At 71.9% G+C, this 14,236-nt stretch carries 12 protein-coding genes and 1 pseudogene; 5 read left to right on the top strand and 8 right to left on the bottom strand.

Going from position 1 to position 14,236, the window contains the following annotated elements:
* Positions 1–26: 26 nt before the first annotated feature.
* A complete protein-coding gene (locus tag GGD88_RS08755) occupies positions 27–452 on the bottom strand; it encodes a hypothetical protein (RefSeq protein WP_184434277.1) in 426 nt (141 codons plus the stop codon).
* An 892-nt stretch (positions 453–1,344) separates the two neighbouring features.
* A complete protein-coding gene (locus GGD88_RS08750) occupies positions 1,345–2,592 on the bottom strand; it encodes a GAF domain-containing sensor histidine kinase (protein ID WP_184434274.1) in 1,248 nt (415 codons plus the stop codon).
* A 270-nt stretch (positions 2,593–2,862) separates the two neighbouring features.
* Between GGD88_RS08750 and GGD88_RS08745 the strand changes: the two genes are divergently transcribed.
* Positions 2,863–3,567: a transglutaminase-like cysteine peptidase gene (locus GGD88_RS08745; protein ID WP_184434272.1), complete on the top strand. Its 705-nt coding sequence runs from the start codon at positions 2,863–2,865 to the stop codon at positions 3,565–3,567.
* Between the two features lie 7 nt (positions 3,568–3,574).
* On the opposite strand, the gene GGD88_RS08740 is transcribed toward GGD88_RS08745, so the two are convergent.
* The 5 genes from GGD88_RS08740 to GGD88_RS08720 form a co-directional block, all read right to left on the bottom strand.
* Entirely contained in the window at positions 3,575–5,038 is a 1,464-nt protein-coding gene (locus GGD88_RS08740) for a bifunctional aminoglycoside phosphotransferase/ATP-binding protein (protein ID WP_343056319.1), read from the bottom strand.
* A gap of 178 nt (positions 5,039–5,216) precedes the next feature.
* Positions 5,217–6,608, bottom strand: a complete 1,392-nt coding sequence (locus GGD88_RS08735) for a glycoside hydrolase family 191 protein (RefSeq protein WP_184434266.1) — start codon at positions 6,606–6,608, stop codon at positions 5,217–5,219.
* 104 nt (positions 6,609–6,712) lie between these two features.
* Complete coding sequence (locus GGD88_RS08730; protein WP_184434263.1) at positions 6,713–7,051, bottom strand: hypothetical protein; 339 nt, start codon at positions 7,049–7,051, stop codon at positions 6,713–6,715.
* 690 nt (positions 7,052–7,741) lie between these two features.
* On the bottom strand, positions 7,742–8,278 hold the full coding sequence (locus tag GGD88_RS08725) for a CIA30 family protein (RefSeq protein WP_343056318.1): 537 nt from the start codon (positions 8,276–8,278) through the stop codon (positions 7,742–7,744).
* 27 nt (positions 8,279–8,305) lie between these two features.
* Positions 8,306–9,313, bottom strand: coding sequence for an alpha/beta fold hydrolase (locus tag GGD88_RS08720; RefSeq protein ID WP_184434260.1), 1,008 nt, complete (start codon positions 9,311–9,313; stop codon positions 8,306–8,308).
* Between the two features lie 190 nt (positions 9,314–9,503).
* Between GGD88_RS08720 and GGD88_RS08715 the strand changes: the two genes are divergently transcribed.
* The 4 genes and pseudogenes from GGD88_RS08715 to GGD88_RS19370 all read left to right on the top strand — a co-directional run bounded on the left by GGD88_RS08715 (position 9,504) and on the right by GGD88_RS19370 (position 12,844).
* Positions 9,504–10,373 carry a universal stress protein gene (locus GGD88_RS08715; RefSeq protein WP_184434258.1) on the top strand — a complete coding sequence of 290 codons (870 nt, stop codon included), beginning with the start codon at positions 9,504–9,506 and terminating at the stop codon, positions 10,371–10,373.
* A gap of 92 nt (positions 10,374–10,465) precedes the next feature.
* On the top strand, positions 10,466–10,894 hold the full coding sequence (locus GGD88_RS08710; RefSeq protein ID WP_184434256.1) for a hypothetical protein: 429 nt from the start codon (positions 10,466–10,468) through the stop codon (positions 10,892–10,894).
* A gap of 137 nt (positions 10,895–11,031) precedes the next feature.
* A pseudogene (locus GGD88_RS19375) lies at positions 11,032–11,377 on the top strand (ATP-binding cassette domain-containing protein); the annotation flags it as partial.
* Positions 11,378–11,752: 375 nt separating this feature from the next.
* Positions 11,753–12,844: an ATP-binding cassette domain-containing protein gene (locus GGD88_RS19370; protein ID WP_425502583.1), complete on the top strand. Its 1,092-nt coding sequence runs from the start codon at positions 11,753–11,755 to the stop codon at positions 12,842–12,844.
* Positions 12,845–12,871: 27 nt separating this feature from the next.
* Here GGD88_RS19370 and GGD88_RS08700 read toward each other — a convergent pair whose 3' ends face one another.
* On the bottom strand, positions 12,872–14,188 hold the full coding sequence (locus GGD88_RS08700) for a bifunctional folylpolyglutamate synthase/dihydrofolate synthase (RefSeq protein ID WP_246423658.1): 1,317 nt from the start codon (positions 14,186–14,188) through the stop codon (positions 12,872–12,874).
* Between the last annotated feature and the right edge of the window lie 48 nt (positions 14,189–14,236).

Raw genomic sequence — 14,236 nt, 5'->3', positions numbered from 1 at the left:
TGGGATTGTCCGCGATGGCGCGGACTTTAGGGCACCGGCTTCCGTCCTGGCAACCGCGGTCCGTCGTAGCCCTCCGGGTAGACCACGGCACCGGGCGCGACCTGCCCCCGCAGCCCGCGCCGACAGGCGGACCGCAGCGTCGCCTCTTCCCCGCTGGTGACCGGCCGACCGTTCACGGTGAAGGCGTCGCGGCTGATGTCGTAGCTGACCGTGCCGAGAACCATGCCCGGGCTCTCAATGCCACGGGGGGGCACCGCGTCGGTCGCCTCGAAGGGGTCGAGGACCACGTGGAACGTGACGGTGTCGGGCACCAGGGCCTCGAACGCCGAATAGTCGTGCAGGTCGGCCGAAGGCACGGGCCGGCCGCGCACATCCACGCCGGGCCGATAGGTGACGTCCGGATCCGGGACATGGCGCACCAGGCGGCGGCAGGTCTCGGCGTCGATGTCCACGACGGCCGGTCCCGCCTGACCTGTCTCGGCCGCCCGGGACACGGCCGCCGGCATAACCGCCGCCGCGAGGGCCGCCACCAGCAGGCCGCGCGCGGCCGCCCTCCGACGCGGACGCACGCCACAAAACCGAGAGCGACTCAGCCAAGAGCACCATTTGCGCTCTCCCGCTCCCAACGAACATCGTGCCGGCGTCATGATCCGCCTCCCGCGCACGGACCCAAGTCGCTTGCAGACAACACCGCGCCACCCTCCTCCTGACAACTTGAGACCGGTCGACCGGACCGGGCCATTGTGTTGCGCCGACCCGCGAGGGCTGCCCGTCTGGGCTGTTTAGACCCCGGGCAAGGCACGCTCTGTTTGCGCGCCCTCCGGCAATCGCCCGCAATTTGGGCGACCATGGCCCCATTGGCCCGCCATTGAACAAAAACTGGGCGCCCTCGTGACCAAAAAAAGGCGTGACTCAAGATCCTGATTTCCGTACATTCCCTGATACTTTGAGCATCGGGAGACGGCCATTGCGCCGCACCCGGCCCAGGTTTAGGGAGGACGCCCCGACCAACGGGGTTTGATCCTCGGACAAAAAACAATCCCAAAAAACAATCCACGGGGATCAAGTCAATAATCTGGTCGCCACCGAACAGAAGGGGCGGGGCAAGACCGGAAGGAAAGACACCGGGCAGCGGGCCATCACAGTCGTGATCGGGCCCTGTCGAGACGGGGGCGAGCCAGGCGTGGCTGGCCCCTGTGTCGTTTCGGTCCCCTGTGTCGTTTCGGTCCCCTCTGTCGTTTCGGGCCCCGGCTGTTCCAGGACTCGGTGGTCTCCGGACAGGGCGCACGTTTGGGTCCGGACCGCGAGCGGTGCGGATCGTCTTCCCCGTCGAGACCGCCGCCCTCAACACGAGGCCCGCAGCAGCGTTACCGTGAAGGTCGTGCCCTCGCCCTCCTGGCTCTCCACCACGATCCGTCCGCCCATCATCTGCACCAGGCGCCGCGTGATACGCAGGCCCAGGCCGCTGCCCTCGATGCCGTCGCTGGTGGCGGCCACTCGGTGATAGCGCCGGAACAGACGCGGCAGTTCCTCCGCCGGGATACCACAGCCGGTATCGGCACACACGATGTGGACCGCGTCCGCCTCCACACTGGCGGACAGCCGGACAGACCCCTCGGGCCGGTTGTACTTGACGGCGTTGGACATCAGGTTGACGAGCACCTGTCGCAGCCGCAGGGCATCGCCCCAGACCCGCACCTCCGCGGGGGGCGGCCGCACCGCAACCGTCAGGGACTGCCGGGCCGCCAGGGGCGCGATCAGCTCCCCGACCGCCGTCATGGCGGCCCCCAGGTCGACCACCTCGGCGCTCGGCCCTCCGGCGTGTGCGGCCTCGGCCTGCGTGTCCAGCGTCTCACGCACCAGCAGGCCCAGGTACTCCGCGGATTCCACGATGGTTTCCAGATACCCGCGCTGGGTCTCGGTCAGCGTGGCGGCCGCACCGCTGGCCTTCAGCAGTTGCCCGAACCCCGTCAACGCCGTCACCGGCGTACGCAGTTCATGCGCCATCGCCGACAGGTAGTCGTCCTTGAGTTCCGCCATGCGCTGGGCCCGCTGGCGCTCGGTCTCTGCGTCCAGGGCTGCGGCCCGCATCTCGATCAGGTCCATCACCGTGGCCGCCAGATCGGTGAGGGTCGCCCGCGCACCGGCGTCCAGCGGCGGCCGCGCCACGCAGTCGATCGCGCACAGCGTCCCCAACCGGTGGCCGTGGCGGTCGACCAGGGGCTTGCCGGCGTAGGAGCGGATGAACGGCGGGCCGACGACCAGCGGATTACCGGCGAATCGGGGGTCGGCGTGGGTGTCGGGGATCTCCAGGATGTCGTCGCTGTGGATGGCGTGGGCGCAGAACGCCACGTCGCGGCTGGTCTCGCGGGTCTCCAGGCCGCAGCGCGCCATCAGGACCTGACGCTCCGCGTCCACCAGCGACACCAGGGCGATCGGCACACCCAGCAGGCGGGCCGTCAGCATCGCCAGCCGATCCAGGGCGGGTTCGGGCTCGCTGTCCAGCAGGGCGTAGCGATGCAGCGATTGCAGCCGCTCGCGCTCGTCGCTGGGCAGCGGGGCGGACCTGTATCCGCGGCTGTCGGCGTTCATGGGCGGCTTCTCCTCCCGAACCGGCTTCGACCGGGCCGCCGGCCTTGCTGCGGCGCCCTCGCCCACCGTGCCGCGATCCCCGCGGCGCCGCAAGCCGACAGCGCCCGGCCCGGGCTGGCGTCCTCCGTCCCCGTCCCCGTCTCTTATATCATTCGGTCGGGATGCACAGCGGCTCGCGCTCGCGTATCATATGAGGGTCGGGATCACAGGGGCGGGGCATCACGGCGCAACCACAGCCCTCGGGCTCAGGTCACGGAGTCGCAACCGCCCATGTCACGCCTGTCGGTTCAGTTCCGCGCGGCGGCCTCCCCGGGTTGGCCGATCCACACCCGCCATGTCCTGGCGCTCCTGGCGCTGCTCTGTCTCTTCCTGCTGGCAGGGCCGATGGCGCCGGACGCGCGCGCCGGCCTGTTCGGCAGCCGCGAGGTCGAGCGCACCGGCGCTCTCGCCACCTTCCGCAAGTGGGACGGCGTCCTAGACCGCTACGGTACGGAGCAGACCGTGGTCCCGCCGCCGTGCCGCGGCCGGGGTTACGACGCCTGTCCATACCCCGACTGGGTGGGGTTCATCGAGCGCACGTCCCGGCTCGACAAGCTTTCGCAGCTTCAAGAGGTGGCACGGTACTTCGACCGGCTGCGCTACATCGAGGACATGCCCAATTGGGGGCAGAACGACTACTGGGCCACACCCGGGCAGTTCATCAGCCGGAACGGAGACTGCGAGGATTTCGCCATCTCCAAGTACGCCACCCTGCGGCATCTGGGCTGGTCGCTGTCGGACCTGCGCATCGTCTACGTCCAGGACCTGAACCTCCAGATCGGCCACATGGTCCTTGCCGCCACGCTCGACGGTACGACCTATATCCTCGACAATCAGGCCCGCAACCAGCTTGTGCGGCACGACCGCATCCGGCACTACCGGCCGGTGTACTCGCTCTCGGGCGACCGGTGGTGGCGCCACATCCCGCGGCGGTGAGCCTGGGTCACACCCCCAGGAGGCGCCGGCCCTCGGCCAGGGTGGTGCGCCGCGGCCCGCTGCTGTCGACCCGCGACCACGTCATCGGACCCAGGTCGTAGGTGCGTTGGCGCTCCAGCACCGCCACCGTGGCTTCCGACGCGTTGTGGCGGCGGGTGCCAATGCGGCGCGCCGCCACATCGGGATCGGCCTCCAGCCACAGGCCGTGGAACGGCACGCCGACCTCGCGCGCGACCGCCTCGATGGCGGCACGCTCCTCTGGCCGGGCAAACACGGCATCGGCCACGGCCGCGTGCCCCTGGCGGAGCGCCGCCGCCGTCTCCTCGCACAGCGCCTGGTAGGTGGCCCGGCTCATCTCCGGCGTATAGCCGCCCTCCCCGAGGGTCTCGTAGGGTCCGACGCCGGCGAGCCGTTTGCGCAGCACGTCCGAGCGACTGACCAGCGCCCCGGGGCAGGCCCCCAGCAGCGGGGCCAACTCGCGCGCCATGCGGGACTTGCCGCTGCCCGAGAGGCCGCCCACCGCCACGAGGCGAGGCGGCGGCGGCGCAAGATAGGCGAACGCGCGGTCCATGTAGGCGTGGGCGCGCCGGCGCAACTCCTGGGCGTGCGCCGGATCGTCGCTGCCCAGGGCCATGGTGGCGCTGATGTGGGCCCGGATGGCGGCCCGCATCGACAGGAACACCGGCAGCAGCGCCAGCCCCTCCACGTCCGGCTCGTGCTCCATCACGTGGTTCATGATGATCGAGGCCAGCCGCCGAAAACCGCGCTGGTCCAGGTCCATGAGCAGGAACGCGAGATCGTACAGGGTGTCGATGACGGCGAAGGTATCGTTAAACTCGATGGCGTCGAACAGCGTCGGCCGGTCGTTCCAGAGGCAGATGTTGCGCAGGTGCAGGTCGCCGTGACAGCGCCGCACCCATCCCTCGCGCCCGCGCCGGTCGATCAGGTCGGCGTGAGCGTTGAGCGCGGCGACGGTGCGGGCGGTCAGGGTGTCCACCGCCTCCCGCGTCAGCACCTCGGGCACGGAGTCCAGCATGCTGCGCCGGTTGCCCTGGGCGACAGCGATCATGCGGGCGGCGTTGTCGTCGCGCCGGACGACCTCCGCGCCGGCGTGATAGTCCGCGATGGCCCGCGCCAGCGCCGTGGCCCGCTCCCGTGTCAGCTCGCCACGGCCCAGCAGGCGAGAGAACAGGCTCTGCTCGTCGAAGCGCCGCATCAGCACCACCCAGTCCACCGGCTCCCCGGCGCCGTCGAGGGCCAGGCGGCCCTCCGGGTCGCGGGTGACGGCGGCGACGCCAAGATAGAGGTCCGGCGCGCAGCGGCCGTTGAGGGCCACCTCGGCCTCGCAGGCGCGCTTGCGGATTTGTGGGTCGGTGAAATCCACGAACGGCAGCCGCACCGCCCGCTTCAGCTTGATGGCGCGGTCTCCCGCCAGGAAGATGGCGGAGATGTGGGTATGCACCTGATCCACGCGGCCGACATCGGATCCGTGGGAGCCGGGACGGGCGAGGAAAGCGAAGGTATCGCGTTGCTGGTCGGGGATCATGGCTCCGGCACGATGGATCTGCGGCACGGCGAGGCCCCGCTGGGCGCCCGGCCCGGGCGGGCGGCATCCGGCACGACGGCATCCGGCACGGGCCGGTGCGGCCTCAGAAATCGGGCGCGGGATCGCGCCCCTCGGTGTAGCCCCACTGAACGAAGTGAAGGAACGGGTTGAGCCCGGCCGCGGCCACGTCCGGGTAGGCGGTCAGATAGGCGTCGCTGTCGAACCACGGGGCGGGATCCCGACCCTCCCGCCAGCCGTAGGCCATGTAGTGCCCGAACGGGTCGACGCCGGCGGCGGCGACGTCGCGTTCCGCTGCCAGGTACCAGGCCGCATCGAAGGCCCAGGTCAGGGGATCGACGCCCGGCGGCGGCAGCGGGACATCGGCCAGGTCCGACCCCGGGGTGTTGCCATCGCCGGCGTCGCTGCGCTCCACCACGTCCTGGAACACGTCCACGTTTCGGGTGGTGACGAAGGGCGTGTATCCCAACGCCCGCGCCGTGTCGGCGATCCAGCGGATGGTGTCCGGTTCGGTGGCATAGTCGATGGTGAACACCGGAATACCATGGGCGTCGGCCACCGCCAGCCGCTCCAGGTAGTACTCGCTGCTGACATGCAATGGACCGTACGGATAGGCCAGGTAGACCGCCTGGCACGCCGGCGAGAGCGCATTGAAATAGGCGTGTGTGTCAACGTCGGCATGGGTGCGCGGCAGCGGACAGTCGCCGGGGGGCTCGTTGTCGGCGCCGCCGTCGTACCACACGTGCTCCTGGGCGATGCCGTCGATGGCCGCGCGGTAGTCGCTCATCACGAGCAGGTCGGCCGCGTTTTGGCCGATGACCAGCAGGTCGTCGTCGCGGGCCCGCAGGTGGTCGCCGATCGTGCCCACCCAGTCGACCATGGCCTGCACCGGATCGACCCCGGCGGCGGCGGCCGCCGCCGCCACGTTCTCGTCGCTGTAGCCCTCGACCCAGTCCAGATAGACACCGTCGAAGCCGGCGTCGACGATGCGGTCGAGGTAGCCGCCCGGACGCACCCAGATGTCCTGCCAGGCCTCGGTCCAGTACGCCACCGGGAAGTTGCCCTCCCAGCCGTCGGGATCAAGCGCGGTGATCCAGTCCGGATTGCCGATCCCCCAGCCGTCCTGCCAGTAGGTGCGATAGTCCTCGGCCTGACCGATGTCGATGTAGGCCAGCACCAGCCTGTCGTCGGCGCCGGCATCCCCGGCGCTGCCGGGACGCTGTTTCAGGGTCTGGACGGTCGAGGCCAGGGGGAACCCCTCACTGCCCCGCACGGTGGTGACGACGTCGATGACCACCATGTCGTGGTCCGAGTCCACGATCCGCGTGGTCAGGCTGGCATCGAGTTCGGCGCCGATCACATAGACCCAGTGGTCGACGGCGCGCAACACGTCGGCCCGGCCCGCCGCCGCGCTGGCGACGTACGCCAGGGCCGTGTCCTGGCCGGAGTCGGCCGGGACCCCGTAATCCGCGATCATCCGTCGCTGTCTCCTCGTCAGCCCACCCAGGCGCCGAGCGGATCCCGTCCCGGCCCGCGCGGCACACCCCACCGGTCACCGGTCGCGGCACGGGGCATGCCGGGTCAGCGCGCTCGCGAGGCTCCCGGGGCGCGCGCCCCATCCAGCCCCAGATCGTTCAGCCACCCCCGCGTCTCGCCGTCGCCGCAGTCGGCACGGGCCGTGTCGGTACGCGACGTCTCCCCGCGCCCTTGGAACTGGGTCCGCGCCGGCCCGCCGCCCTCGGCCGGCACCGGGTCGGGCGCGGCCGGCGGGTCGATGGGAAAGTAGTAGGCGGTATCGACAAGGGTCGGCTCGGAGATGGTCCGGACTTCGTTGCGGCCGTCCGTATCCGTGAGCATGTAGTGCGTCGGCACACCCGGCGACCGGATCACCCGGGTCACGACCCAGACGGTCGGGTACACCGAGTCGGCTTTTCTAAAGCGGTCGCCCGGCTTGATGGCATTCGCGCGCAAGACTCACCCCGTCACGGCTTGCCCGGCGCGGCTAGGAGGTCCGGATCTCGCACTCCACGCTTCGCTGTCGTCACGCGGTCGGCCGTCCGGACGAACGCCTTGCCTCGCCAGGATTTTCGGTGGAACCAACTGGGGGCGACGTTAGCACCCGGGCCGGCCGCCTCACAAGAGGCGCGATAATGCCGCGCACTGTTGCACCGAAACAACACACCTGGGGATGCACAGACCAGCACGCGAAAGGCATGAGGGGTGTCTGCTGACCCCATCGTCGCCCACGCGAGTCTTGCCGCGGGGCTCTATGTAAGTTACTATACAACCTGACATCGGATAACTCCGCCGGATGTATCCGATGACGCGGCGGTCCGAACTCCTCTCACGGACACCGACCTTGACGAGGGCCAGAGCCCGTTCGTCCCGCGTCCCCCCACCGGCCATCGGCCCGTCACGGGGACGCTTTTTTTTTGCTCAAATCGCATTGGGTATACAGGAACAGCGTAAGGCGCTGAAACCACAGGGCATTCAATCTCGCGAAGCATATTGCTGATCCTGGATATGTATACCCAAAGCGAATTGAGCCTCTTTTCTTGAAGGCTCGCGTGTGCCCGCTCGCGGCGCCCCGTCGTGTCCGGCCGGTGTGGGTCACGGCCCGCGCAAGGCGATCCGCGCCACCGCCAGCCAGGGCTGGAACGCCCGCCCGATCGCCACCAGGCCCAGCCGTCGCAGCCGCTCCGGCCGGAACGGCGCGTCTGTGCGGTGCGCCACCGCCTCGGCCAGCGGCAGCGTCACCGTGGTCCAGGCCGGCGGCGCCACGAACGCCAGCCGGTAGGACTGCCACGGCCGGGTGATGTCCGTGGTGCGCAGGTGCAGGCCATAAGTCTCGCCGTCACCGCACACGTCCAGTTCGACTGCCGCAAAGCCGCGCGCGTCGACCACCGCCCCATCCGGCCGCAGGTCGCAAGCCATCTGGATGAAGCCGCCGTTGTTCTCCAGGCTGACCGTGCCCGTCAGCACCAGGGCGGACCGCCCCCGCACGGGCTCGGCCACCACCTGCCCCTGCGACAGCCCGCCCATCACGCCGTCGGTGACGAGGCGCCAACGCGGCGGAGGGCACAGCCCTTGCTCCGGGTCGCCGGCCTCCAGCACGGTCAGGACGGCCGGATCGCCTTGCTCGCTCACGGGTCCCACACTCCCTGTCCTCTCCTGTCAGGCCCGCACCGGGGCGCGGCCGGGTTCGTCGATCACCGGGCCGGCGCGGCCCGCACGCGCAGCGGCCGGCGCGGCCAGATCGTCCGGCGCCGCCGTCATCGCCCGCACCGGCGCTACCCCGGCCAGGAAGGCGCGCAGGTGGTCCGCGCCGCGGTCGATCACCGAGGTGCCGGTCTCCGGATCGACCCCCTCGTGATCGACCCCGGGCACCGTCACGGCCTGCACTGCGCACCCCGCCGCCCGGGCGGCGTCGCGCAGGCGCTCCATATCCCGCACCGGCACCACCCGGTCGCGGCCGCCGTGCAGCAGCAGCACCGGCGCGTGCTGACGGGCGACCGTGGACAGCGGCGCGATGTCACGGAAGCGATGCCCGATCACCCGCTCTACATAGCGGTTGATGGCCCATCCGATGGGCCGATAGGGCACGCCCCAGGTGCGCACGAACGCCCGCATCACCTCTTCGGGATGGGCGAACGCCGCCAGACTGACCACGCCGACCAGATCGCGGCGGCGGCTGCCCGTCAGCAGGGCGGCGCCGGCGCCCACCGAATGCCCCATCACCGCGATGCGGCCGGCGTCGATCTCGGGCCGGGCGCGCAGCCAGTCGACACCATGCGACAGATCCTCGGCGAAGCGCGGCAGCGAGGCGAAGGTATCGTCCTCGCTGCGGCCGTGGCAGCGGGTGTCGATCAGCAGCACGCCGTAGCCCTCGGCTTGCAGCACCCGGGCCAGCGGCAGCAGCCCGTCCGCGGTGCCGCCCCAGCCGTGCACGGCCGCCAGCGCCGGGGCCGGGCGCCGCCGGTCCGCGGCCGGCGGCGGGCAGTACCAGGCGAACAGGCGCCGGTCGTTGGCGGTGAGCAGGCGCACCGCGATGGCATGCACCCCCACGTCGGCGGGCTCGGTCGTGCCGGGCAGGCGCGGCGCCCGCAACGCCCGATGCAGCGCAAGATCCAGGAACAGCGCGACCGCCACGAGGACGACCACGATGGTCAGTACGGTTGTCACGTGATGGGCCTCATCACCCGTGGTCCAACAAGGGGTTTCCGCCTTCAGATGGGACCGCCGCGCCGCGTTGCCACGGAAAATCGCTTTTCCGCGCGGCCGTGGAGATTCATAGTGGCATGAGTGAGATCCGGTCCCGCCGGTGGCCGGGCGGCTCCGGTGGCCGCCGCGGGGCCCCACGAAGGAGCGTACAATGCCCGGCATCAAGACCATCCTCGCCATCGCCAGCAGCGTCGAAAGTGGCCAGTCGGCCATGGAGACGGCCTTCACGGTCGGCGCCACCCTGGGTGCCCACGTGACGGTGCTGCACGTCCGGCCGGACCCGGCCTCGGCCGTGCCCTATGTCGGCGAGGCCATGGCCGGCGCCCTGGTCGAGGAGATGATGGCGGCCGCCGAACGCGACGCCCAGGCCCGCGCCGACGCCACCAAGAGCGCCTTCGACGCCCTGGTGGCCGCGCGCGATGCCCCCCTGCGCGAGGGACCGCCGCCGCTGGACACGCTGTCGGCGGGCTGGCTGCTGCGCGACGGCGGCGAGCCGGAGGAGGTGGCGGCGCTCGGGCGGGTGTCCGACCTGATCGTGGCCGGGCGCCCGATGCCGGACCGCGAGCTGCCCTCCCTCATCACCCTGAACGCCGCCCTGATGGAAGCCGGCCGGCCGGTTCTGGTGGCGCCGCCGACGCCGGTACCGACCGTGGGCAGTTCCGTTGCCATCGCCTGGAACGGCTCGCCGGAGGCGGCGCGCGCGGTGCAGGCGGCGATGACCTTCCTGGAGCGCGCCGATACCGTCACCATCCTGGCCGCCGCGGAGTCCGATGCCCCCTGCGGTGCCGACGAGTTGGCGCAGTACCTGGCGTGGCACGGCGTGGAAACCACGATCCTCGACGTCCGCGGGCATCACGGGGACGACGTCGGCAAGACCCTGCTGACCCATTGCGACCACCGCGCCGCTGACCTGCTGGTCATGGGGGCCTACACCCACAGCCGACTGCGCCAACTCATCCTGGGCGGCGTGACCCGTCACGTGCTGGACCACGCCACCCTTCCGGTGCTGCTGTCGCACTGACGCGCCCGCCACGCCCGAGCCGGCCCCCGGAGACCCCATCGCCAGCCCATCGCCAGCCCATCGCCAACAGGACGACAGGAGGCGGCCCACCCATGACGGAAGACACGACCCCGCGCCGGACCGGTCCGGATGACGCGGCGGCCGAGCGCACCATGCTGGAGGCGGTCCGTGAGGCGATGGGCCTGATGGAGACCGCCGAGAGCTGGCCCAGGCTGCGCGACGCCCTGGAGGCGGTGGGGCTCACCCGCCGTCTCGGCGCCACCGGCATGCAACGCCTGGCCGAGGTCTGGCGCCAGCGGACCGTTGGGGCGCTGGACGACGCCGCGCTGTCCGCCGAGGTCCGCTTCTGGGCGGACGGGGGCGACCTGCCCCAACATCCCGACGGCTTCCGGGCGCCCGTGCCGGCCGATCTGGCCGCAGAGGCCGGGCGGCGCGGCTGGTTCGTGCGCGCCCTCGACAGCGGCGGATGGCTCGTCAATCCGCCGGACGGCCATCCCCTGATGCTACCGGCGCGGCGCTGATCGGCCGCCTATCGGGACCGCCGCCTTGACCCGGCGGCGCCGCCCCGCCTACAGCAGGGGTCTCGTTCCGTCGGAGACCCGCTGCCCATGGCCCCACCCCCGCCGCTGCTCACGCTTCAGGACATCACCCTCGGCTTCGGGGGACCGCCGCTGCTGGACGGCCTCTCGCTGACCATCGGCCGCGGCGAACGACTGTGCCTGGTGGGCCGCAACGGCTCGGGCAAGTCCACCCTGCTCAAGCTGATCGCCGGGCTGGTGGAGCCCGACGCCGGCACCCGCGCCCTGCAGCCCGACGTCGCCGTGGCCTATCTGCCGCAGGAGCCCGACCTGTCCGGCTACGCCACCGCACGCGACAGCGTGGCGGCCGCCCTGCCCCCCAGCCACGCCGGCGAGGTCCACCGCGCCGAGATCCTGCTCGACGCCCTGCGCCTGCCCTACGACCGCGACCCCGCCACCCTGTCCGGCGGCGAGGCCCGCCGGCTGGCGCTGGCCCGGGCGCTGGTGGCCGAGGCCGACATCCTGCTGCTGGATGAGCCCACCAACCACCTGGATCTGCCCACCATCGCCTGGCTGGAGGAAACGCTGGCGGCGTTCCGCGGCGCCGTCGTCACCATCAGCCACGACCGCGCCTTCCTGCGCCGGCTGACCCAGGCGACGCTGTGGCTGGACCGCGGCCGCCTGCGCCGGCTGGAGGAGGGCTTCGCCGCCTTCGACGCCTGGGCCGACGCCATCGTCGCCCAGGAAGAAACCGAATGGGCCAAGCAGGACAAACGCATCGCCCAGGAGACGGTGTGGTCGCGCCAGGGCATCACGGCCCGGCGCAAGCGCAACCAGGGCCGCCTGAGGAGCCTCTATGCGATGCGCGAGGAGCGCGCCCGGCGCATCCAGCGCGCCGGCGGCGCCAAGATCGAGGCCGAGACCGGATCGGCCTCCGGCAAGCTGGTGATCGAGGCCGAGGCCATCACCAAGAGCTACGACGGTCGGACGGTGCTGGCGCCCTTCTCCACCCGCATCCTGCGCGGCGACCGGGTCGGCGTCGTCGGCCCCAACGGCGCCGGCAAGACCACCCTGCTGAAGCTGCTGACCGGCGCGCTGGCGCCCGACGCCGGCCGGGTGCGCCTGGGCACCAACCTGACCCCCACGACGCTGGACCAGCACCGCTCCATGCTGGACGGCGACACGACGGTCTGGGACCTGCTGGCCGACACCGGCGCCGATCGCATCAACGTGCGCGGCACCTCGCGGCACGTGGTCAGCTACCTGCGCGACTTCCTGTTCGACGACCGCCAGGCCCGCAGCCCCATCCGCAGCCTGTCCGGCGGCGAGCGCAACCGGCTGGTGCTGGCCAAGGCGCTGGCCCGGCCGACCAACCTGCTGATTCTGGACGAACCGACCAACGACCTGGACATGGAGACGCTGGACCTGCTGGAAGAGATGCTGGCGGACTACGACGGCACCCTGCTGCTGGTCAGCCACGACCGCGATTTTCTGGACCGGGTGGTGACCGCGACGATCGTGCTGCCCGGCGACGGCCGCGCGGTCGAGTACGCCGGCGGGTTCTCGGATGCCCTGGCCCAGGCCGGCGGTTCTCTGGCGGCGCTGTTCCCGGGCATGCTGGGCGCCTCGCCGCAGGGCGAGACGGCGCCCGCCGCCGGCAAGCCCAAGGCCAAACCGGCGGCACCGGCGGCCCCCAAGCCGGGCAAGCTGTCCTACAAGCAGAGCCGGGCTTTGGACCAGTTGCCGGGCCGGATCGAGACCCTGCAGGGCGAGGTGGCCCGCCTGGAGGGCGAACTGGCCGACGCCACCCTGTTCTCCCGCGACCCGGCGGGCTTCCAGGCCCGCACCGACCGCCTGGAGGCGGCCCGCGCCGCGTTGGCCAGCGCCGAGGACGAATACCTGGAGTTGGAGATCCTGCGGGAGGAGCTGGAGGCGGCCGGCCGACCGGGTTGAGACCGGCCGGTGCGACGCGGCCGGGCCTCACGACGGCAGCGGGCCGTTCTCCGCCAGCACCGCCCCGGCCAGGTAGAGCGACCCGCAGATCAGCACCCGCCCCGGCGCGGGATCCGCCTCCGCGCTCGTCTCCAGGGCCGCCGCCACCGAGTCGTGCGTCGTGACAATGGCCGCACCCGCCGCCTGCGCCCGCGCGGCCAGCACGTCCACCGGCAGCGCCGCCGCGGATCCGGGCACCGGCACCACCCGCACGGCGCGCGCCCGGGCCAGAAGCGGCCCGAGGAAGCCCGCAGTGTCCTTGGTGTCCAGCATGCCCACGACCAGATCGAGCGTCCGCGCCGGCCAGTCCGCCAACACCGCCGCCAGCGCCGCGCCGGCCCCCGGGTTGTGGCCGCCGTCCAGCCAGACCTCGGTCCCCGCTGGCAGGCGGGCCACCAGCGGCCCGGCGGGTAGACGCTGGAGCCGCGCGGGCCAGTCCATCCGCTCCAGGCCCGCCCGGATCGCCGGATCGGACGGCCGCAGGTCCGGCGGCAGCGCCCGCGCCAGCCGCACCGCCTGGGCGGCGTTGGCGCGCTGGTGATCGCCCGGCAGCGCGGGGTCCGGCCACACGGTCCCGTCCATCGTCAGCCCGCCGCCCGGGGCCGGCGCCCAGGTCCAGTCCCGGCCCCCCAGGTCCAGCGGCGCGCCCACCTCCTGCGCCCGCCGCGCCAGCACCGCCGCCGCTGCCGGTGCCTGCGCGGCGGCGATGCAGGGCACGCCCGGCTTCAGGATGCCGGCCTTCTCGGCCGCGATCTTCCCCAGCGTATCGCCCAGGTACTGTTCATGGTCCATGGAAATCGGCGTGATCGCCGTCAGCACCGGCCGCGCCACGACGTTGGTCGCATCCAGCCGCCCGCCCAGGCCGGTCTCCAGCAGCACCACATCCGCCGGGGTGCGGGCGAAGGCCAGCAGGGCGGCGACCGTCGTGATCTCGAAGAAGGTGATGGGCGCCGGACCGTTGACGCGCTCGCAGTCCTCCAGCAGCGCGGTGAGGTGGTCCTCCGCGATCAGCCGCCCGGCCAGCCGGATGCGCTCGGCGAACCGCACCAGGTGGGGCGAGGTGTAGACGTGCACCCGCCGCCCGTCGGCCTCCAGCATGGCGCGCAGCAGCGCCACCACCGAGCCCTTGCCGTTGGTGCCGGCCACGTGCACGACCGGCGGCAGCCGCCGTTCGGGATGGTCCAGACGCGCCAGCAGCCGCCACACCCGGTCCAGCACCAGGTCGATGACCTTCGGATGCAGCGCCATCAGCCGCGCCAGCACGCGGTCCGACGGCATCGCCGGCAGCGGAGGCGCGGTCATCATCGGCGGTGACGGCAGGGACGGGACCGGTCACACGGCATCGCCGGCGCG

This window comes from Roseospira goensis (assembly GCF_014197795.1).
GTDB lineage: Bacteria > Pseudomonadota > Alphaproteobacteria > Rhodospirillales > Rhodospirillaceae > Rhodospira > Rhodospira goensis.
The sequence above is the reverse complement of the archived record's forward strand: the minus strand, read 5'-3'. Positions and strand labels throughout refer to the sequence as shown.